We start from the raw sequence: 19,916 nt of genomic DNA, 5'->3' as shown, positions 1-19,916 counted from the left end.
GGACGACCAGGACAGCACGAAGGGATAGGTCATGTAGACATGGGCCGAGGAGACCTGCAGGACCTTCACGAACTGGTCATAGGGCAGGTTTCCGACGAAATGGACCCGGGACCAGTCGATCGGACGCTCGATCCGGGCCTTGAACACATCAAACCACGACTGCCCGTTGGGCGCGGAGCCGGAATAGCTCGTGCCGCGGCCGCCGACGATGACGACCCTGAGGTCAGGATCGATGTCGAGAAGATAGGGCAGACTCTTGAAGACCACGTGCGCGCCACGCATCGGCTCGATGTTGCGTGTCACATAGGTGACGACGGGCTTCTCGCGGGTCAGCTGCGGCCCGCTCTCGCCGAGTTGGAGCCTGACCTGAGGGTCCGGCAGGAGCTTGTGGGTGTCGATGCCGTCATGGATGATGGCGAGCCGGTCGCGCAGGTAGGTGGGGAACGTGTCCCGCTGGTAGCGGGTCGGCGCCACGGCGAGGTCGGCGGCGTCGAGCGCCCCGAGCTGCATGGAATTCTTCAGGCGCAGGCGCCAGATCACCTCCTCGTTGGTGACCGGGAATTCGGGATCGAAGTCCAGATCCTGCCCCTTGGCGTGGTAATAATATTCGAAATAGGCCACATGGCGGGCCTTGGGCCAGATGTCCTTCAGGAACAGGTTTTCGCCCCAGCCGGTATTGACCACGACGACATCCGGTTCGAAGCCCTGGCTGGCCAGCGCCTTTGCCCGGTAGGCGACTCCATAGGCCCGACGCAGGCGTGGAATGACCGGCGAGTAGCGGTTCTGGTAGGGCGCGTCGTCCGGCCCAGGCACCGCGTCGTAGGAGAAGTACTTCACGCCCGGGATGGCGCATTGCTTGACCATCCCGAGGCCCACGACCTCATGCCCCTCGGCCACGAAGGTCCGGGCCAGACGCAGGAACTGGCCCGGAAAGTTCTGGTGAACGAAAGCGATCTTCATCGGTTGCCCCTACCCTACCGTTAGCCTCTACGGCCAACCGGCGAAAGATGCAACCTCATTACACCGGATTTGGTAAACCGGCGGCGGCCAGAGCCTCTTTCTGCTTATGCTCCAGGTTGTCCAGGGAGAAGCGGTCGATCTCGTTCTCGAAGAGCCGGTGGTAGTTCAGCTCGGCCTTCAGATGCAGGAAGACCGCGCCCAGACCCACCGCCGCACGATCCATGAAGACGAACTCGCGCGGCACCGTGACCGGCCCCTTCTCCTTCAGGGCCTTGTGGACCTCGAAGGCCTGGCGGCGGCCGTACTCGCCGGGCTTGACCCCATCGGCCACCGTGCGGACGCGGTCGTCGAGGAGCGGGGCATAGATGAAGCGGGCCCAGATGTTGAGGATGTCGATCAGCTCGTTCGAGAGGCTCTTGAAGCCCCAGGTCTCGTAGGCGTGGACGACCCGGGCCCGGTCGTCCGTCTGAAGGCCGCGGTAGAGATCGACCACGCCGCCCACGAAGCGGGGATGGAAGATGCGGATGCAGCCGTAATCGAGCAGGTTGATGCCCTGCGCCTCCCCGTCCTCGGAGAACACCGTGTAGTTGCCGAGATGCGGATCTCCATGGATGACGGCCGCATGGCTGAAGGGGTGCCACCAGGCCTTGAACATGGCGACCGCCAGCCGGTTGCGGATCTCGACCGGAGCCTCGGTGAAGCCGAGGATCTTCTCGCCCTCGAGCCATTCGAGCGACAGAAGCCGCCGGGTGGACAGGTCCGGATGGACCCGGGGCACCCGGACCTCCGCCACGTCGGTCAGGGCCTGGGCATAAAGGGCTGCGTGCTTCGCCTCGCGCTCGTAATCGAGCTCCTCGCGCACCCGCTCTCCGATCTCCTTGGCGATCTCGCGGGTATCGATGGCGGGATCCATGCGCCGGTGAAGGGCGAAGACGAGCTCGAGCTGCTTGAGGTCCGCCTCCACGGCCGACTGCATGTCGGGATATTGCAGCTTGCAGGCGAGCTTCTCCCCGTCCTTCGTGGATGCGCGGTGGACCTGGCCGAGGGATGCGGCGGCGGCCGGGGTGAGATCGAAGGAGCCGAAGCGGCTCTGCCATTGCGCCCCGAGCTCCGCCTGCATGCGCCGCTTCACGAAGGCCGCTCCCATGGGCGGCGCCTCGCTCTGCAGCTTCTGAAGCTCCGCGGCGTATTCCGGCGGGATCAGATCCGGAATGGTGGCCAGAAGCTGCGCCACCTTCATGATCGGCCCCTTCAGGCCGCCGAGCGCCTGCGCCAGCACGGCCGCGTTGGACGCGTCGCGGGCATCGCCGCCGAACAGCCGGGCGCCGGCCATGCGGGCCGCGACTCCGCCCATATTGGCGCCCACGCGGGCGTAGCGGGCGGCGCGCGCGGAGAAGCGGTTCGCTTCGCGGTCGGAATCGGCCATGACGTGGAATCTCTTGCTCGGAACTGGAGAGCTTTAGATATGGCGTGGTCTGCCGAGCGCCAGGGCGTCCTTCCGCGGCCTTTTACCGGGGTGGGCGCTCGGCTTGGCTACAGGAGAAAGTCTCCCGCCTTCAGGCTGCGGATCGCCATGAGGCGGATGATGCCCTCGGCATCATGATCCGCATCCGTGTTCAGGAGAACGCGTGTCTCGGATCCCGAGACCTCGTACCGGACCTGCCCGGCCGCCGTGAAATCGGCCCTTCCGATGAACGCGAAGGCTTGGTTGCCGCCGCGCAGGCTGTTGGCGTCGATCGCCACCAGATCCAGGCGATCGTGAGCCCCGTGGCTGAAGTCGCGCACCACATCGGCGCTGTTCAGATCCGGCCCGGCGGACCCGGCCGACCTCCAGCGAAACACGTCGGCCCCGGGTCCTCCGGACATCCAGTCTTTCCCTGGGCCTCCGACGAGGGTGTCCTGACCGGCATCGCCATAAAGCCTGTCGTTGCCGGCATTGCCCGAGATGCTGTCGTCGCCGGCGCCGCCACGCAACGTGTCGTGGCTCCCGGAGCCCCTGAGCGCGTCGTTGAACGCGCTGCCGAGCGCGCCCTGGATGCCGACCAGGCGGTCGCCTGCGGCATCGCCGCCCGCCTGGGTCTTCCGTGCGAGGTCGATGCGCACAGGTCCGGAGGAATCACGATAATCCGCATAGTCGACGCCGCTTCCACCCGACAGGAGGTCGGCGCCCGGCCCGCCCCGAAGGGTGTCGTTGCCGGCGCCTCCGTACAGCGAGTCGTTGCCGCCGCCGCCGAAGATCCGGTCGTTGCCGCCACCGCCGCTGAGGACGTCCGCCGCATCGGCCCGGATGTCCGGGCCAGTGCCGGACCTGAGGTCCAGACGGAAGATCTTGCCCCCGTAATCGACGAGGTAGAGGTTGCCGGCTCCATCCTCCCCGAGCGACGAGACGGATCCGATCGGACCGCCCCCGACGGCCACCTGCCCGGTGAGATCCTTGAACGACCATGACCCGGAGGCGCGCTGCAGGGTCCAGATGCCGCTGGTGCCGAAATCCGAGAAGAAGTAGATCCCCTGGAAATCCGGTTCGGGCCCGCGATAGACGTAGCCGCCCGTGACCGCGACGCCGAGATCGCGGCCATAGGCGTGGATCGGGTTCGTGAAATTGGGGAAAGCCCGGGGATCGAACGGGCCTTCGGTGGCGCTCCAGCCGTAATTGGCGCCCGCCCGCCCCAGATCGATCTCTTCGGTGGTGCTCTGGCCGACATCGCCGATCATCATCTCGCCGGTCAGGCGGTCGAAGCTCACGCGCCAGGGATTGCGCAGGCCGGCCGCATAGATGCCGGTGCCCGCCGCACTGCCGGCAATGCCCTCGATCGAGGCTGGATTGTCCGGCGGCAGGGCGTAGTTCCGCGCCGGGTCGGACGGAAAGGCGTCGGCTTTCACGTCGAGCCTGAGGATCTTGCCGAGCTGGTTGCCGATGCTTTGCGCATTGGCGCCGTTCGCGCCGTCGCCGGTCGCCACGTAGAGATAGCCGTCGGGTCCGAAGCCGATCCACCCGCCGCGGTGGTTGGTGGACGACGGGTAGTCGATCCGGTCGATGAGCCGCATGCTGCCGGCATCCGCAACGAGCGGGTTCGACGCCTGCGTCCTGTATTCCCGGATCTCGACATCGCCGGCCGTCGTGCTGAGATAGACGTAGAATCGCCGGCTCGTCGCAAAATCGGGCGCGAAGGCGAGCCCGAGGAGGCCCTGCTCCCCGGCGGTCGCAACCTGTGTCGAGACGTCGAGAAAGGGTCCGCCGAGGGTCTGGCCCGTTCCGGTGTCGTGGACCTTCACGAGCCCGCGCTTCTCGAGAATGAAAAGATGCCGGGAATCACCTGGCGCCGCTGTCAGATAGAGCGGGTTGTCCAGGCCGGACACGATCATGGTGGCCGCCACCGTGGGCGGCGTCCGGGCATTGGGATCGTACCCGTAGATCGTGTCCGCCGCTTTGGTTCCGCTCAGCCGGTCCTCAGCCTGGCTCCCGATACGAACCGCCATGGTCGACCTCCCGGTCCAGCCCCATCCGTGTTCGTTCTGTTCTTATCGTGTGCAGGCCCGGGCGGCCGGTCTCCGGGTCGCCCGGCAAAATGCTAGGAGGCTGGGGTCTCCATCGCCTCCAGCTCGCCGATCAGCCGTTCGATCATGGACAGGCCGATCTGCCAGAAGGCCGGATCTCCCGCATCGAGGCCGAAGGGCGCGAGCAGCTCCGAGTAGTGCTTGGTGCCGCCCGCCGAGAGGAGCGCGAAATAGCGGTCCACGAAGCCTTCGTTGGACCGCTCGTAGACGCCGTAGAGCGAGTTCACGAGGCAATCGCCGAAGGCATAGGCGTAGACGTAAAACGGCGAGTGGATGAAGTGGGGGATGTAGGTCCAGAAGCTCTCGTAGCCCGGGCCGAGCCGGATCGCCGGCCCGAGGCTCTCGTCCTGGACGGACATCCAGAGCTCGCACAACTTGTCGGCCGTGAGCTCCCCGTTGCGACGCTCCAGATGCACCTTGCGCTCGAAGGAATAGAACGCGATCTGGCGCACCACCGTGTTGATCATGTCCTCGACCTTCGCGGCCAGCATCGCCTTGCGCTGGACCGGATCGACGGTCTGGTCGAGGAGACGGCGGAAGGTGAGCATCTCGCCGAAGACGGACGCCGTCTCGGCGAGGGTCAGGGGCGTGGGCGCCATGAGCGCGCCGTTAGGGCCGGCCATGACCTGGTGCACCCCGTGCCCGAGCTCATGCGCCAGGGTCATCACGTCCCGCGGCTTGCCCTGGTAGTTCAGGAGCACATAGGGGTGGGCCGAGGGCACGGTCGGGTGGGCGAAGGCGCCGGGCGCCTTGCCGGGACGGGTCGGCGCATCGATCCAGCCCTCGTCGAAGAAGCGCTGCGCGATGTCGGCCATGCGCGGCGAGAAGGCGGAATAGGCCGACAGAACCGTATCCTTCGCCTCGTTCCAGGAAATGGTGCGCTGCTCGACCTTCGGCAGGGGCGCGTTGCGGTCCCAATGGTCGAGCTTGTCCTTTTTGAACCACCGGGCCTTCAGGGCGTAATAGCGGTGCGACAGGCGCGGATAGGCTTCCCGGACGGCCGACACCATGGCCTCCACGACCTCGCGCTCGACCCGGTTCGCCAGATGGCGGGAATCGGCCACGTCCTCGAAGCCGCGCCAGCGGTCGGAGATCTCCTTGTCCTTGGCAAGCGTGTTGGTGATGAGCGTGAAGGTGCGAAGATTCGCCTTGAAGGTCTTGGCCAGGGCGTCGGAGGCGTCCTTGCGCACGCTCTCGTCCGGATCCTGCAGCTTGTTCAGGGTCGGCTCGATGGGCAGATCCTCGCCGCGCACCGTGAAGCGCAGCGACGCGATGGTCTCGTCGAACAGACGGTTCCAGGCCGAGCGGCCCGTCACCGACTTCTCATGGAAGAGCTGCTCGATCTTGTCCTCGAGCTGGAAGGGCTTGTCCTTGCGCAGATCCTCGATCCAGGGCTTGTAATGCCTGAGCGGTTCCTCGCTCACCGCCTTGTCGAGCACCGCGTCTTCGATGCGATTGAGTTCGAGCCCGAAGAAGAGAAGCTCCGTCGAGGCGGCGGTCAGGCGCTCCTGCGTGTCGCCGTAGAACTTCGCCCGGACCGGGTCGGTGGTGTCGCCGGAATAGACAAGGCCCGCGTAGGACATGAGGCGGCCGAGCAGATCTTCGAGCGCTTCGTAGCGCTTCACCACGTCGTCCAGCCGCTCCGACGCGTTCTCGCCTCTGGCCATCCCGTCGAGCTTGCCGCGATAGGCGGCGGCGAAGGCCCGGCACTCCGATTCGGCCTTCGCGAGATCCTGCTTGAAGGCCTCGCTGTCCATGCCAGGATAGAGGTGGGAGAGGTTCCATTCGGGCAGCAGCCCGAGTTCGGCCTGCGCGGCGCCGGCGGTGGACGGATGATGCATGTGAGAGGCTGTCAGGGAGGTCACGGGCGATGGCCTGCTTGGGATCGGTCTAACGGAATGGTCCTGCACACATATTGGCCGCCGCGCTCTGCGGATCAACCCGTCTCGGCCCGGGCGCGCCGCCTGCCTCCTGTCAACGGCCGGTTTACCCTTCTCCTGGCATCGCCTCGGCGATTCCCGCTCGCGGGTTCGACCCTTCATACCTCGTCCGGCCTACTCGCAGGCGATGGTCGCATCGTTCGTATGGAGGCGGGAGGCCCGCCGTGCTCGGGCTTTTTTACAGAAAATTGAAGGAACTTGACCTAGAGGGTGAAGCCGCATGGCGTTTTGTGCGTTAAGCGTAACAGAACGTGTGCGGGAACACTGACGAAATCCTTTCGATGGGGGACTTTCGAGCCTCCACCTTCATTGCGACGAGGAGCAGGATCATGCGTGGCTTGCGCAAGACGGCACTTTGGCTCGGCCTCATTGGGTCTGTTTCACTCCTCCCCCTTGCCGCTCTTGCAGAAGACGCCGGCATCCAGCCGGATCTCGTCCAGACCGCTCCCGCGGAACCCTCCTTCCACGATGCCGCCGTTCCGGAGACCCCGCCAAGGCCGGACACGGCTTCCCAAGCCATTCCGCTCCTCGAGCCTGCGCCCGTCACCGTCGAGGCAGCCGATCTGAGGGCTTCCCCGGTCATCGACATCCCGTTGCCCGATGCGGCGCCCGTCACCGCCCTGATGCAGACGGATCTCTTCCGCATGGCCGTGGAAGGCCTGCTCGCCGACGAGGCCGCCATGCGCGACCTGCGGGTGAGCGGCAAGGACCGGGACGCCCTGTCGGCCTATTACGCTCAGGCCGAGCGTCCCCTCGTCTGGGCCCGGGACGGGGTCTGGTCGCCTGCCGCCCGCGGCGTGATGGAACGCCTGAAAGCCGCCGACGAGGACGGTCTCGATCCAGCCGATTACGCTCTGCCCGACCGGGGCCTGCGCAAGGATGCGCCGCCGGCGCAATGGGCTCGGGCCGACGTGAAGCTCTCCCTGTCCGTGATCCGTTATGCCCGGGACGCCCGCGGGGGGCGCATCGATCTCGCCCGGCTGTCGCCGCTCGTGACCCCGAAGCTCGATCTCCCGTCCCCCGGTGACGTGCTGAGCCGCGTCTCCTCCGCGGGAGACGCGGGCGGAGCGCTCGAGGCCTACAACCCGCCGCATCCCGGCTACAAGGCCCTGAAGGAGCGGCTGGCGAAGCTGCGCGAAAGTCACCCGTCGCAGCCGAGCGTCCGGCTTCCACGAGGGCCGATCCTGCGCGTGGGCATGAAGGATCCGCGTGTGCCTCTGATCCGCGCCCGGTTCAATCTCACGAAGGATCCGGACAATCAGACGGTCTATGACGAGCGCGTGGCCTCCGCCGTGGCTGCCTTTCAAAAGGAAAAGGGCCTGCCGGATACGGGCGTTCTCAATTCTCAGACGATCGCCGCTCTGTCCGGCCCATCGGTGGCACAACGGCAGTCGGACCTGATCGCCAACATGGAGCGCTGGCGGTGGCTGCCTGCGGATTTGGGACAGCGGCACATCATGGTGAACGTGCCAGAATACCGCCTGCAGGTAGTCGATGGCCGCACCGTCGTCCACCAGACCCGCGTGATCGTCGGCAAGGAGCAGTCGCAGACGCCGATCTTCTCCGAGACCATGAAGTATCTCGTGGTCAATCCATCCTGGACGATCCCGCCGTCGATCATGAAGAAGGAGATCCTGCCGGCGCTTGCCAACGATCCCTATTACGCGGCGCGCAAGGGCTACAAGGTCATCCGCCGGGGCGACCGGATCGTCGTGCAGCAGCCGCCCGGCGAGCGCAACGCACTGGGCTTCGTGAAGTTCATGTTCCCCAACCAGCACGCGGTCTATCTGCACGATACGCCCAACCGCAACCTGTTCTCGGCCAGCAAGCGCGCCTTCAGCCATGGCTGCGTGCGCGTCGAGAAGCCCTTCGAACTCGCCGAGGAGATCATGGGCCGGGACGGCAAATGGACCGAGGAGCGGTTGCGGGGGCTCATCGGCAAGGGCGAGCGCACCGTGCAGCTGAGCAATCCCCTGCCCGTGCACCTGACCTACTTCACGCTCGCGATCGACGAGAAGGGCGAGGTGAAGCGGTTCGACGACATCTACGGTCTCGACCGCAAGGTCCGGGCCGCCCTCAACCTGTCCGAATAGCTCCCAAATCCCGTTCCGTTTTCAACGAAATTCTCACCCTGACTTAACGCGAAGGTAACCGTCTTCGGCAAAGATCCTTTCACTATAAGGATTGCCGCATCCCCGGATGCGGCCCGGTAAAGACGAGTATCACAGTGAGAGTATTGCGTACGGACCGCCTGGCGCATCGCGCCGGCATTGGTCTTGCGGCCATTCTGGCCGTCATGGTGGGCGGGGTGCGCGGCACGCAGGATGCCGTCGCCAACGGCGATACCCGGACCCTGAGCCTCTACAACAACAACACCAAGGAAAGCCTCACCGTCACCTTCCGGCGCAACGGCCAATACGATTCCGGCGCCCTGCAGCAGCTCAACTGGTTCCTGCGCGACTGGCGGCGCGACGAGCCGACCCGCATGGACCCGCGCCTGTTCGATACGGTGTGGGAGGTCTACCGCGAGTCCGGCTCGAACGAGCCGGTGCATGTGAACTCGGGCTATCGCTCGCCGCAGACCAATTCCATGCTCCGCCGGCGATCGAGCGTGGTGGCCAAGAACAGCCAGCACATGCAGGGCAAGGCCATGGACTTCTACCTGCCGGACGTGTCGACCGCGCGCCTGCGCGCCATCGGCATGCGGCTGCAGAACGGCGGCGTCGGCTACTATCCCAATGCCTACACGCCGTTCGTCCATCTCGACGTGGGCAGCGTGCGCGCCTGGCCGCGCATGACCCGCTCCCAGCTCGCGAGCATCTTCCCGGACGGGAAGACCGTTCACATCCCGTCGGACGGCCGCCCCCTGCCCGGCTACGACGAGGCCCGCGCCGAGGTGCTCGCCAGGGGCGGCTCGGTGGCCGGCTACACGGCCTATGCAGATGCCGAGGAGGCCGTCGCCACCCAGCCGCGCCGCAAGAGCTTCTGGGCCACCCTGTTCGGTCTCGACGACGACGAGAACGAGGACGCGGAGGAGATCCGTGTCGCCTCGCGGCCCAGCCGGACCATCATGGCGTCCCGTCAGCCGCAACCACAGTCCCAGCCGGCGCAGAACTATTATGCCAGCGATTCCAACGCGTCGGTCTATGCGGCGCTGCAGCCGGCTCCGGCACCTGAGCCGGCCCGCCGCGCTCCGGTGGCGATCCAGCCGCGTCCCGAACCGCCCGCTCCAGCCGTCATGGCCGCCATCGCACCGGCCCTGCGTGAGGATCTGACCCCGCCGGCCTCCGCGCCTCTGCCGCCGACCCGGATCAACGGTGCGCCCAGCACCGTCCAGACGGCGTCCGGTCCGGCCCTGGCCTGGCAGCAGGGACCGGACGCGCAATCCGAGATGTCCATCGCCAAGGGCATGGCCTTCGCGCCGATGCCGCCGCGGCGGCCGGATGCGGAGGACACGGACGTCGAGCCCGTCGCCGGAACCCTCGCCATAGCCTATGCCCCGCTCCCGCCGGCCCGTCCGGGCTCTCTCGCCGCCACGAACCCGATTCCCGGCGTCCCGGAGCTGCGCGGCCCCGTGGAGATGGCGGCCGTTCCGCTCCCGCCGCCGCGGCCCGACCTGCGCCCCATCGTTGTCGCCGCCGCGGGCCCTGTCGATATTCCGGTCACCGGGTCGACCCCGAAAGAGGTCACGAAGGCGAAGACCGCCGCCGCACCTGAGGCGAAGTCTCCCCCGGCTCCGAAGAAGCCGCCGACGGCGCTGAGCGCCCTCATGTCGGCGGAGCCCAGCCTGCACATGGGCTTCTCGAGCAAGCCCGCGGGCGATCTGGCGACGAACCGCTTCACCGGACCGGCGGTCAAACCGCTGAACGCGGTGCGATAAGAGAGGGGCTCCCTGCGGAGCCCCTTTTCGTTTCACCGGATCGGCACGCCGATGAGGGCCTCTTCATTCGCCGTGCTGCCGGCCATAGGCATTGCGCGCCGGCGGGGTCCAGTCCCGCGGCGGCGCCTTGGGCCTGTACACCTCCACCAGCAGCGGATGGCAGACCGCCGCATCGCTCGAATGCTCCGCGCTGCAATCGCCGCCCGGGCAGGCGGAGAGCGCGCCGAGCAGATCGATCTCGGCGAAGAACTCCAGGTAGTCGCCCGGTCTGACGGGGCTTGCCTTCATGAAGTACTGCCCCGTATCGCGGGTGAAGCCGGTGCACATGAACACGTTGAGCACGTCGTGCACCGCCGGCTCGACCTCAGCCTTGGGACGACCCAGCCGATGGGCGAGCGCACGGGTCAGGTTCGAGTGGCAGCAGTAATGGTAGTCCTGGCCCGAGAGCAGACGATGCGTGTAGGGATCGCACCGCGTGCCGATCACGTCGTGCACGGAGCCGCCGAACTGGTCGAAGCCGTACCAGTCGAGAGTGTCGTGCGTGATCGTCGCCATCGGCCTTAAGTACGGCAGGGACGACCAGAGCTGGTCTCCGGTGGACACATGCGTGCCGTTGAGCGCCCGCGTCTTGCCGGAGAAGAAGCGCTCGTCGAGATCGTCCGCCGCCCAGAGATTGAGGTCGCCCACCTGCGGGCCCTCGATGCTGACGATCCGGAAGAAGCAGCCGGCGGGCACGCTGAAGCAGCGCGCGTCCCTGGCCGGGACGACGACCTCGTCCACTTTCTCCCAGCCCTCACGCGCCACCCGGTAAGCCGCGAGATCGGGCCGCGGCAGGGTTTCGACCGGATAGCAGATGACGGGAGCAACGCTCCGACGCGCTTGCGCGTCGGCAGGATCGGACACTTGGTCCCGGGCGAGCTTCATGGTTGTCTCCAGCTTGTCGTTGTCGCTTCCTTATAGGGAACCGGATCGGCACAGGCGAGCGCGAAGCGCCGGCGCTGGCAAAGCCCACCTCCCCCAGTCCTCAGACCATCCTGCGGCGCCTCAAACTCAGCAACTCCTGTTCCATATCAATTCGACCAGCCTCGATCATGCGCACGACGGATCGGAAATAGCCGCCCGGATTCCGGATCCGGTTTCGGCCGCTCGACACGTCGTCGTCGTAGAGCTGCAGGACATAGATCACGGCTGTCGCCGCCCGGAGGGCGCCGATCGCCGCGACGGCCTCGTTCCAGGCGCTCGGATGGGCTCCGAGGGATGCGCGCAGGAAGCGGCCTGCCGCGACCACATCGACCGCATCGCTGATCGGATGAGCGCAGGCGGACACCACCGGACATGCTTCGGCGACCAGGGCGGGCAGCAGCGGCGGCAGCCGGGACGGAGCCGGGTCCTCGGACGGCGCTTCAACCCGAATGCCCTTGTCACAAGTCTCACTCGGAGATCCTTTCTCTGGTTCTATTTGTCGGCATTGCGTGCCGCCACAGCCCGCCTGGTAGAAGGCATCTTCGGCGCGTTGCCGGATCTCTTTCCACGCATCGAGCAGGCCCTCCGGAAGGGCTGTTCCGGAGCGCTTCGGGGTCCGGGCTCTGAGCGTGGACAGGCGGCTCTCGATGGGCCCGCGATCGACCGCCGGATGGTACTGGGCCAGCGCGCTCAAGGCCTCCTCGGCAGCGCGGCGGCAGATGGTGATCTCGTCGAAGGAGCGCTTCAAGCTCTCCGTCTGGCGCTTCTGCTCGGCCAGGACCGCCGTCCATTCGCCGCGGCGGGCATAGAGCGGCGTGAGGTCGAACCCGAAGGCGTCCACAACGGTGCCGGCGGCATCGCGCACGGCGTAGCGCTTGCCGTTAGGCGAATCCTTCGGAATGACGAGCTGGCATTCGATGAGGGCCCGAACGGCATTGCGCACGGCGCGCTCCGACAGGCCCGTCGTCGAGATCAGGCGCTGATTGGACGGCCAAACAAGCAGCCGATCCATCGCAAGCTCGCCCCAGCACGCCACCAGCTGGCTCAACACCAGACGCTGCGGCGCGCTCAGGCCGAGCGCCTTCTCGGCTTCGCGAGCGGACGCCGAGAGTTCTTTACGTGTGACCGTGCGCCCGGTTTCGAGCGCGAACTTCCTCGCGGCCAAAGCAGCATGTCTCAGCCGCCGGCCTCCAGACGATGCAAGCTGCATCGTATCCCTCCCATGTGAGGGCAAAGCGGGAGCGTTCACCGGAACCGATGTCGTTGACACTCAGCTTGTCGGGAGGCATAAGGATTGTCGCCAAACGAATCCGTTGCCGTCCCTCGGTGACTCCAAAGGCCCTCGAAGTTCCCGCTTCGTGGGCCTTTTGCTTTGCCTAGCCTCAGTTCACGTCTGTCGTCTCCTGCTCGAAGAGCGTTGCGGGACCAGGGAGGCATGCGCGCCGGCTGATCTGATGCCCTCTCGCGTGGATGTCGAACCCACGCGGAGAAGTCCGGATGCCAAGCACATCAGCCTCCCGGAGGCCACCGCGTGAGGGGCTTCTCGGAAGCGCTGACGACCGCGGCGCTCAGGGCGCCGTCGGTGCAAACTCCAATGTCTCGTAACGCCGTCAGAGATGTCCGATTCGGCCGTGCGGGTGGAGTCGATCCGTAAGAATTGGTTAAGGCTGACCACACAATTGTTGAAGAAACGGCAGTTGTGCGATTCGTCAGGGGAGAACCGGCGAGTCAAGACAAAGCTGACATTGACGAAGTCATATCGGCTCGATTCATGTGAGATGCCGCTTCTACTGCAGCGAAACCAGCATTTGTCGAGTAATACTGGCGAGAGCACACCGTCTATTGCAGATTCAAACCGGACTGGCGCAGCAAGACATAATCCGCCTCGAAGGATTCACCCTCGAATCGCATGCGGATCCAGCATCGATTCAGAATTGCGGATCTTGAGCGATGCGTTCCTATGCCTGCGGAGCGGACCTGCGATCTGCCGACCGGCATGATGAAGTTGCCAGCGGGGTCATTCTTCCGCGCTTGCTCCCCGGCGTGGCGGGGGAGAGATCAGCTCCCAGGTTCCTCACCCATGAACGTCGAAAGCCGGAGACCAGGCTCCGGCTTCGGGTCGCGGCGACCGATATTGAACGTTAAATGGAGCGGTGTCGTGCGCGATACGCGATCCTGCACAACGGCTCCAGCCTCTTACTGCATCCCGAGCGCCTGCATGTAGAGTTCGAGGATCGCGTCCTCCTCCTGGCGCTCGGCGTAATCGCGCTTGCGCAGGGAGACGATCTTGCGCAGGACCTTGGTGTCGAAGCCGTTGCCCTTTGCCTCGGCGTAGACGTCCTTGATGTCGCCCGCGATGCCGGCCTTTTCCTCCTCGAGGCGCTCGATGCGCTCGATGAAGGCCTTTAGCTGGTCGGCCGCGACGGATTCGGTGTTGAAAGCTGCGTCATCCATGAATGAAGCCCCTGATTGATGGCATTGGCGCCAGTGTTATGGTCATTTGGTTGAAGCCGTTTTAATGCCCGGACTTCGACTTCTCGAAATCAGCCCGCTGGGAGGCCGAGGCCTCGCCCTGGTGGCGATCCTTCCATTCCTCGTAGGGCATGCCGTAGACATGGGTTCGGCTTTCTTCCTTGGAGAGCGCGATGCCGCGCTCGTCCGCCGCCTCCTTCAGCCAGTTGGACAGGCAATTCCGGCAGAAGCCCGCCAGGTTCATGAGGTCGATGTTCTGAACGTCGGTTCGCTCCCGCAAGTGCTCGACGAGCCTGCGGAAGGCGGCGGCCTCCAGCTCGACCTGCGTCTTCCCGTCGATATCCTTCATCGGCCTATCCTCCATGCTGGCGTAGGCGATCCCGGGTGCGTGTCCCGAAGATCCTGGGTTCCCGAAGCTCTGGCCGGGCGGCGAGAGGCTTGAGGAGCCGGGCGAAGCGCTCGGCCCATTCCCCGGCCCCTGCCTCCGGGGCGATCAGATCCTGACGGATCTCGATCAGCGCGTTGGCTAGCCCCCGGATGGTGGCATGCCGGTCGACCGTATCGCCAGCGAGCGCCCCATCATAAGGCTCGTTGTCGCCGACGACGAGTCCGTCCTCGGCCGCAAGGCCTTCCAGCAGCGGCCTGGCGAAGCGGTCGTCCGCGTCCCACAGGATTCCCACATGCCAGGGCCGAGGCCAGCCGCGCCAGACGGGCGTGAAGCTGTGGACGGTCACGACGACAGGCGGGTGGCCCGCCGCCGTGGCCTTGTGGATCGCATCCGCGATGGCGTCGTCGTAGGGATCGTAGAACCGGGCGATGCGCCTTTGCACCTCGTCCACCCGGGCGTTGCCCGGCACCACCGCGCCGTCGGACAGGCGCATGACCAGGGTCGGATCGTCCCGGCCCCGGTTGGGATCGATGACGAGGCGCGAGATCCGGGTCAGGATGGCCGGTGCGCCCAGGCGGCGGGCGAGCGACCGGGTGACGGCCGCGGCCCCGATATCATAGGCAATGTGGCGCTCGAACTCGGAGGCTGGGAGGCCGAGATCGCCGAGATCCGGCGGTACCGCGTTGGACGCGTGGTCGCACAGGATCAGGATTCCGGTCTCGATGGAGCCTGGGATGGTCTCGACGGGACAGGGCTCCAGACGGGGATCGTCGAGCTTGAGCGCGGCGGAGGCGGACATGGCGAGGAACGGATTTCAGACAAGGTGGATTGAACGGCGGAGGAAAAGCCTTACCCTGCCCCTCCAACCCTGACAACGCGACCTTCCGCGCAACACACTTTCACGACCTTCATGGCTGTCCCATCCACAACGGCCCGGCTCGAGCCGGGCGTCGCCCGCGCTTTTGCCGCTCTGTGTCTCGGCGCCGTCGCCATGGGGATTTCCCCGATTTTCGTGCGGTTCGCCTCCGCCGGCATGGACGGGGTGCCGGCCGATGTGGGGCCGTTCGCCAGCGCGTTCTGGCGCGTCTCGCTCTGCCTGCCCCTGCTCTATGCCTGGATGCGAATCGAGGAAAGGCGCGCGCCCGCCGGCGCCCCGAAGGTCCGATTTTCGAAGGCGAGCGTCTTCGGCGGCATCGTATTCGCCGGGGACCTGCTCTTCTGGCACCTGGCGATTCTCAAGACCACGGTGGCGAACGCGACCTTCTTCGCCACCATGGCCCCGCTCTTCGTCGTGCTCATCGTCTGGCTCGTGCTCCGGCAGCAGGTGTCGCGGGGAACCTTCATGGGTCTCGCCCTGTGCCTTCTGGGCGGTGCTGCCCTGATCGGCCAGAGCCTCCAGGCGGATTCCGCGCGGATCGAAGGCGATCTCTACGGGCTCGCCACGGCCTTCTTCTTCGGCCTCTATTTCCTGGCCGCGAGCCGGGCGCGCAAGACGGCGGGCGCCGCGCAGGTGACCTTCGAAGCCGGGCTGATCACCTCGGCGATCCTTCTCGTCGTCGCGCTTCTCTTCGACACGCGGGTGGTGCCGCGGACCGCGCAGGGCATCGCGGCCCTTCTCGCCATGTCCTATGTCAGCCATGCAGGCGGCCAGGGACTGCTCGCCATTGCGCTCGGGCGGCTACCGGCCGTCTTCTCGTCGCTGGTGATCTTCCTGGAGGCGATCGCCGCAGCCGTGTTCGGCTGGGCGATTCTCGGCGAGGCGCTGACCCCGGTCCAGAGCTTGGGCGGCGCTCTGATCCTGTTTGGGATCTGGATCGCCAGACCCAAGGCCGATACACCCGGTGGATGAGATCCCGAGCCCCCTTCGAATGGAGGGCAAAGGCCCTCTCCAAGCCGCCTCGTCGTGTCGTAAAGGCCATGCAGCCTGCAAAATCTGCAGCATCCCTGCTGTAAACTCTTGCTCCCGCTGATCTTCTGGCCGACAACGATTCGACATAGTTCTCACCGCATTGTGCGATTTCATTCCTTTCGATTCGACCATACCGCACCCATGAAGGCCGCTTCTCTCACATCGTCTCCCCGCTGGCGGCGAAGCCTTGCGCTCGCAACATTTCTCGTCGGCGGCTGCCTTCTCGCGGCAGCGCCCGCCAAAGCGGACCTGCGTCTGTGCAACATGACGCCGAGCCGAATCGGCATCGCGCTCGGTTACCGGGATGCGCAGGGATGGGTGACGGAGGGATGGTGGAATCTCAACGCCCGCGGCTGCGAGACCCTGCTCAAGGGCCAGCTCGGCGGACGCTTTTACTATATCTATGCCATCGATTACGACCGGGGCGGCGAGTGGAGCGGACGCTCCTTCATGTGCACCAGGGAGCGTGAGTTCACGATCCGTGGCACGGAGGACTGCCTCGCCCGAGGCTTTGACCGCAGCGGCTTTTTCGAAGTCGATACAGGTGAACAGAAGAGCTGGACGATCCAGCTCACCGAAACGAACCGGCCAGGGGGGCCATGACGATGAGACGCGAGAGGCGCACCAAGATCCTTGCAACCCTGGGACCGGCGTCCGAGAACCCGGAGATGATCGCCAAGCTGTTCCAGGCCGGCGCCGACGTCTTCCGTTTGAACATGAGCCATCTGCCCCGCGAGAAGCTGAAGGAGCGGGTCGAGATGATCCGTTCCATCGAGGCCAAGTTCAAGCGTCCCATCGCGATCCTCGCCGACCTGCAGGGTCCGAAGCTGCGCGTGGGAGCCTTCGAGGGTGACAGCGCCATGCTGGTGCCGGGCCAGACCTTCATTCTCGACGCCGACAAGACGCCGGGCACCAAGGACCGCGTGCACCTGCCCCATCCCGAGATCCTGTCCTCCCTCGAGCCCGGCCACACGGTGCTGATCGACGACGGTAAGCTGCGGCTGCGGGTGAAAAGCGTGAAGAAGGGATCGGCCACCACCTCGGTCGAGGTCGCGGGCAAGATCTCGAACCGCAAGGGCGTGAGCCTGCCCGACACCACGATCCCGGTCGCGGCCATGACCGACAAGGACCGCTCTGATCTCGAAGCGGCGCTCGATGCCGGCGTCGACTGGATCGCGCTCTCCTTCGTGCAGCGCCCCGAGGACGTCGCCGAGGTGAAGAAGGTCGCGCGCGGGCGCGCCCTCGTGATGTCCAAGCTCGAGAAGCCGCAGGCCATCGCGCGCCTCGACGAGATCATGGAGATCTCTGATGCGGTCATGGTCGCCCGCGGCGATCTCGGCGTCGAGATGCCGCTGGAAAAGGTGCCCGGCATCCAGAAGCGCATCGTCCGCACGGCCCGCCGCCTCGGCAAGCCCGTGGTGGTGGCGACCCAGATGCTGGAATCGATGATCACCTCGCCGGTGCCGACCCGGGCCGAGGTCTCCGACGTGGCCACCGCCGTCTACGACGGCGCCGATGCCGTGATGCTCTCGGCGGAAAGCGCCTCGGGCCAGTACCCGATCGACGCGGTCGCCACCATGAGCCGGATCGCCGAGGAGGTTGAGCAGGACCAGAACTACTGGTCGATCATGCGCACCCTCAACGCGGAACCGGAGGCCACCGGATCGGACGCCATCGCGGCAGCCTCGCACCAGATCGCCGACACCCTCAACATCAAGACGGTGGCCGCTTGGACCTTCTCCGGCTCGACCGCCTTCCGCATCGCCCGCGAGCGGCCGAACTCCACGGTCGTCGCGCTCACACCCAGCGTGAACACGGCACGGCGCCTGGCGCTGGTCTGGGGCGTTCACTCGATCCGCACGAAGGATGCCAGCGACATCGACGACATGGCGTTCCGCGCCTGCAAGTTCGCCCTGCGCGAGGGCTATTCGACCGTTGGCGATCGCATCATCGTCGTGGCCGGCATGCCCTTCGGGACACCCGGCGCCACCAACATGGTGCGCATCGCCTTCGTCAACCAGGAACACGCCGCTCAGGCCTGATCTGCCCCGACCCTGGCCGGCGCGACGCGGTCGGCCAGGGCCTCGATGGCTTCCAGGACCGTTCTCTGATCGGCGTATTGCGGCATATGGCCGATCCCCGGCATCACGATCAGCTGCGCGCCCGGCACCTCCCGGGCAAAGGACAGGCTGTGAAGGTCCGTCCACACGATCTCGTCCCGGTCGCCCGCCACCACGGTCACGGGCACGCGGATGTCTCGGTAGCGCGCGCTCTGCCGCAGGACCGCATGGTACATGACGGCGAAGTCCTGCATGTTGGCCTCGTAGGCGCGAGGCCGGAAGGCAAGCGGAATGAAGCCTTTCCTCACGATGCCTTTCGGGGCTGATTGGGGCCAGAACGTCTTTCTCTTCATCGAGGGCCGGAGCACGAGGAGTACCGGCACGGCCAGGGTGCGCAGCAGAAGCCAGCCCGCCCGGGAATCGATCAGGCGCCGGTACCAGCCGATATAGCCGCCGGGCCAGGGCGACGTGATGCCGGACAGGACCAGGATCGCTCCGGTCACGTCGGCATGGTCGAGGGCGAAATGCGGCACGATCGTGCCCGACCAGGAATGCCCGACGATGACGGCGTCGCGCACAGCGAGCTGACTCAAGGCCCCCGCGATGAGCGCCGCCTGCCGGGCAGGCTCCGCTTCGCTCAGGCCCTGTCCGCGTTCGCTCCAGCCATGGCCGGGACGGTCGAAGGCGAGGACGCGATAGCGATCCGAGAGGGACCCACCGATTCCCAGCATGGATTCGACGAGATTGGACGAGGCGCCGTGCAACAGGACGACGGTCCCGAGCGGCTCGCCCTTCGGCCCCTCCTCCCGGTAATGGAGCCGGCGGCCGTCGACCGCGATGAACCGGCCGGTCGGCGGATACCGCCGTTCGATGGCCCAGGCATAGGCGTAGGTGAAGGCGGCTCCCAGGACGAGGAGCGCGAGCGGGACCAGAGGAACGAGAAGCAGGGACATCCCTGCTACGTGGCTTTAGAGATCCTGCCCGTCAACCTCCGGGCCGAGACGGTTCACGATGGTCTTCACGTCGGACATCTGAGGATTGATCGCGAGCACCTTCCGATAGGCGTCGAGGGCCCTCGCCTTGTCGTCGGACGCCATGAGGATATGGCCGAGCCCGGTCCAGGCATTGAAATGGCGCGGCTCGATCTTCAGCGCCCGGTGAAGATCGGCCATGGCGCCGACCGGGTCGTCGAGCTGGTAGAAGACCGTCGCCCGCTTGTACCAGGCCTCCGCCCAGTTGGGCTGAAGCACCAGGACCCGGTCGATCAGTTCGATGGCGAGCGGATAATCCTTCTTGCCGAAGGCCTCGGCCGCGCGGTTCAGGAGAAGATCCGCCGTATCGGAGCCCGAACGGGCGAAGCGCCGCTCGATCAGGGACGAGATGCCTTCCGCCTCACGCTCGGTCTGGGCCTTGCCCAGGCGTTCGAAGAGTTCGTCCAGGGTGGAAGCCCGGGGACGCGCCTGAGGCGGCTGGGCCTGCTCCCTCGGATCCTTGGGACGTGCGGGCTCCTGCGCACCGGCCGTGTAGGACGCGAAGCTCAGGGATAAGATCAGTATGGACGCGAAAAAGCGCATGCCGGGATTTTAGGATCCCGGCATGCGCGGTCAATTCAGATTCTCGTGTGCGGCATTGCCGCAGCGAACTTAGCCCTGGCGAGCCTTGTAGCGCTTCTGGGTCTTGTTGATGATGTAGACCCGGCCCTTGCGACGAACCAGCTGGTTGTCGCGGTGGCGGCCGCGGATCGACTTCAACGAGTTACGGATCTTCATATCCGGTCTCCTGCGGC

At 66.1% G+C, this 19,916-nt stretch carries 17 protein-coding genes; 5 read left to right on the top strand and 12 right to left on the bottom strand.

The window, feature by feature from the left end:
- The 4 genes from NF876_RS38675 to NF876_RS38660 form a co-directional block, all read right to left on the bottom strand.
- A partial coding sequence (locus NF876_RS38675; protein WP_262273186.1) for a glycosyltransferase family protein occupies positions 1–960 on the bottom strand: 960 nt, incomplete at its 3' end.
- Between the two features lie 58 nt (positions 961–1,018).
- Entirely contained in the window at positions 1,019–2,386 is a 1,368-nt protein-coding gene (locus tag NF876_RS38670) for an ABC1 kinase family protein (RefSeq protein ID WP_262273185.1), read from the bottom strand.
- A 107-nt stretch (positions 2,387–2,493) separates the two neighbouring features.
- Positions 2,494–4,440: a PQQ-dependent sugar dehydrogenase gene (locus NF876_RS38665; RefSeq protein WP_210812401.1), complete on the bottom strand. Its 1,947-nt coding sequence runs from the start codon at positions 4,438–4,440 to the stop codon at positions 2,494–2,496.
- A 92-nt stretch (positions 4,441–4,532) separates the two neighbouring features.
- Positions 4,533–6,359, bottom strand: a complete 1,827-nt coding sequence (locus NF876_RS38660) for a M3 family oligoendopeptidase (RefSeq protein WP_262273187.1) — start codon at positions 6,357–6,359, stop codon at positions 4,533–4,535.
- A 428-nt stretch (positions 6,360–6,787) separates the two neighbouring features.
- On the opposite strand from NF876_RS38660, the gene NF876_RS38655 reads away from it, so the two are divergent.
- On the top strand, positions 6,788–8,551 hold the full coding sequence (locus NF876_RS38655; RefSeq protein WP_210812400.1) for a L,D-transpeptidase family protein: 1,764 nt from the start codon (positions 6,788–6,790) through the stop codon (positions 8,549–8,551).
- A 134-nt stretch (positions 8,552–8,685) separates the two neighbouring features.
- Positions 8,686–10,338: a peptidoglycan L,D-endopeptidase MepK gene (locus NF876_RS38650; protein ID WP_262265653.1), complete on the top strand. Its 1,653-nt coding sequence runs from the start codon at positions 8,686–8,688 to the stop codon at positions 10,336–10,338.
- A 63-nt stretch (positions 10,339–10,401) separates the two neighbouring features.
- Here the strand turns inward: NF876_RS38650 and NF876_RS38645 are convergent, their stop codons facing one another.
- The 5 genes from NF876_RS38645 to NF876_RS38625 form a co-directional block, all read right to left on the bottom strand.
- On the bottom strand, positions 10,402–11,262 hold the full coding sequence (locus NF876_RS38645; RefSeq protein ID WP_210812399.1) for an urea carboxylase-associated family protein: 861 nt from the start codon (positions 11,260–11,262) through the stop codon (positions 10,402–10,404).
- A gap of 100 nt (positions 11,263–11,362) precedes the next feature.
- Positions 11,363–12,511, bottom strand: a complete 1,149-nt coding sequence (repC, locus tag NF876_RS38640; RefSeq protein WP_173948063.1) for a plasmid replication protein RepC — start codon at positions 12,509–12,511, stop codon at positions 11,363–11,365.
- A 986-nt stretch (positions 12,512–13,497) separates the two neighbouring features.
- Positions 13,498–13,755 carry a DUF2312 domain-containing protein gene (locus NF876_RS38635; protein WP_173948064.1) on the bottom strand — a complete coding sequence of 86 codons (258 nt, stop codon included), beginning with the start codon at positions 13,753–13,755 and terminating at the stop codon, positions 13,498–13,500.
- Between the two features lie 61 nt (positions 13,756–13,816).
- Complete coding sequence (locus tag NF876_RS38630; RefSeq protein ID WP_210812398.1) at positions 13,817–14,122, bottom strand: DUF1244 domain-containing protein; 306 nt, start codon at positions 14,120–14,122, stop codon at positions 13,817–13,819.
- A gap of 4 nt (positions 14,123–14,126) precedes the next feature.
- Entirely contained in the window at positions 14,127–14,960 is an 834-nt protein-coding gene (locus NF876_RS38625; RefSeq protein WP_262273184.1) for an N-formylglutamate amidohydrolase, read from the bottom strand.
- A 111-nt stretch (positions 14,961–15,071) separates the two neighbouring features.
- On the opposite strand from NF876_RS38625, the gene NF876_RS38620 reads away from it, so the two are divergent.
- The 3 genes from NF876_RS38620 to pyk all read left to right on the top strand — a co-directional run bounded on the left by NF876_RS38620 (position 15,072) and on the right by pyk (position 18,112).
- On the top strand, positions 15,072–16,010 hold the full coding sequence (locus NF876_RS38620) for a DMT family transporter (RefSeq protein WP_210812396.1): 939 nt from the start codon (positions 15,072–15,074) through the stop codon (positions 16,008–16,010).
- A 201-nt stretch (positions 16,011–16,211) separates the two neighbouring features.
- The gene (locus NF876_RS38615) at positions 16,212–16,673 is read left to right on the top strand and encodes a DUF1036 domain-containing protein (RefSeq protein ID WP_173948068.1); all 462 of its coding nucleotides are present in this window, start codon (positions 16,212–16,214) and stop codon (positions 16,671–16,673) included.
- A gap of 2 nt (positions 16,674–16,675) precedes the next feature.
- Positions 16,676–18,112: a pyruvate kinase gene (pyk, locus tag NF876_RS38610; protein WP_173948084.1), complete on the top strand. Its 1,437-nt coding sequence runs from the start codon at positions 16,676–16,678 to the stop codon at positions 18,110–18,112.
- On the opposite strand, the gene NF876_RS38605 is transcribed toward pyk, so the two are convergent.
- The 3 genes from NF876_RS38605 to ykgO form a co-directional block, all read right to left on the bottom strand.
- Entirely contained in the window at positions 18,103–19,083 is a 981-nt protein-coding gene (locus NF876_RS38605; RefSeq protein ID WP_210812395.1) for an alpha/beta fold hydrolase, read from the bottom strand. The genes pyk and NF876_RS38605 overlap by 10 nt on opposite strands.
- A gap of 15 nt (positions 19,084–19,098) precedes the next feature.
- Positions 19,099–19,704, bottom strand: coding sequence for a tetratricopeptide repeat protein (locus NF876_RS38600; protein WP_210812394.1), 606 nt, complete (start codon positions 19,702–19,704; stop codon positions 19,099–19,101).
- Positions 19,705–19,773: 69 nt separating this feature from the next.
- A complete protein-coding gene (gene ykgO / locus NF876_RS38595) occupies positions 19,774–19,899 on the bottom strand; it encodes a type B 50S ribosomal protein L36 (RefSeq protein ID WP_009763379.1) in 126 nt (41 codons plus the stop codon).
- Between the last annotated feature and the right edge of the window lie 17 nt (positions 19,900–19,916).

The sequence above is a fragment of the Microvirga yunnanensis genome, assembly GCF_025460875.1.
The sequence above is the reverse complement of the archived record's forward strand: the minus strand, read 5'-3'. Positions and strand labels throughout refer to the sequence as shown.

Excerpts from the sequence above, each read along its gene's own strand:
- NF876_RS38670 (WP_262273185.1), bottom strand. The coding sequence starts at position 2,386 with ATGGCCGATTCCGACCGCGAAGCGAACCGCTTCTCCGCGCGCGCCGCC.
- NF876_RS38665 (WP_210812401.1), bottom strand. The coding sequence starts at position 4,440 with ATGGCGGTTCGTATCGGGAGCCAGGCTGAGGACCGGCTGAGCGGAACC.
- NF876_RS38660 (WP_262273187.1), bottom strand. The coding sequence starts at position 6,359 with ATGCATCATCCGTCCACCGCCGGCGCCGCGCAGGCCGAACTCGGGCTG.
- NF876_RS38655 (WP_210812400.1), top strand. The coding sequence starts at position 6,788 with ATGCGTGGCTTGCGCAAGACGGCACTTTGGCTCGGCCTCATTGGGTCT.
- NF876_RS38645 (WP_210812399.1), bottom strand. The coding sequence starts at position 11,262 with ATGAAGCTCGCCCGGGACCAAGTGTCCGATCCTGCCGACGCGCAAGCG.
- repC (WP_173948063.1), bottom strand. The coding sequence starts at position 12,511 with ATGCAGCTTGCATCGTCTGGAGGCCGGCGGCTGAGACATGCTGCTTTG.
- NF876_RS38635 (WP_173948064.1), bottom strand. The coding sequence starts at position 13,755 with ATGGATGACGCAGCTTTCAACACCGAATCCGTCGCGGCCGACCAGCTA.
- NF876_RS38630 (WP_210812398.1), bottom strand. The coding sequence starts at position 14,122 with ATGAAGGATATCGACGGGAAGACGCAGGTCGAGCTGGAGGCCGCCGCC.
- NF876_RS38625 (WP_262273184.1), bottom strand. The coding sequence starts at position 14,960 with ATGTCCGCCTCCGCCGCGCTCAAGCTCGACGATCCCCGTCTGGAGCCC.
- NF876_RS38620 (WP_210812396.1), top strand. The coding sequence starts at position 15,072 with ATGGCTGTCCCATCCACAACGGCCCGGCTCGAGCCGGGCGTCGCCCGC.
- NF876_RS38615 (WP_173948068.1), top strand. The coding sequence starts at position 16,212 with ATGAAGGCCGCTTCTCTCACATCGTCTCCCCGCTGGCGGCGAAGCCTT.
- pyk (WP_173948084.1), top strand. The coding sequence starts at position 16,676 with ATGAGACGCGAGAGGCGCACCAAGATCCTTGCAACCCTGGGACCGGCG.
- NF876_RS38605 (WP_210812395.1), bottom strand. The coding sequence starts at position 19,083 with ATGTCCCTGCTTCTCGTTCCTCTGGTCCCGCTCGCGCTCCTCGTCCTG.
- NF876_RS38600 (WP_210812394.1), bottom strand. The coding sequence starts at position 19,704 with ATGCGCTTTTTCGCGTCCATACTGATCTTATCCCTGAGCTTCGCGTCC.
- ykgO (WP_009763379.1), bottom strand. The coding sequence starts at position 19,899 with ATGAAGATCCGTAACTCGTTGAAGTCGATCCGCGGCCGCCACCGCGAC.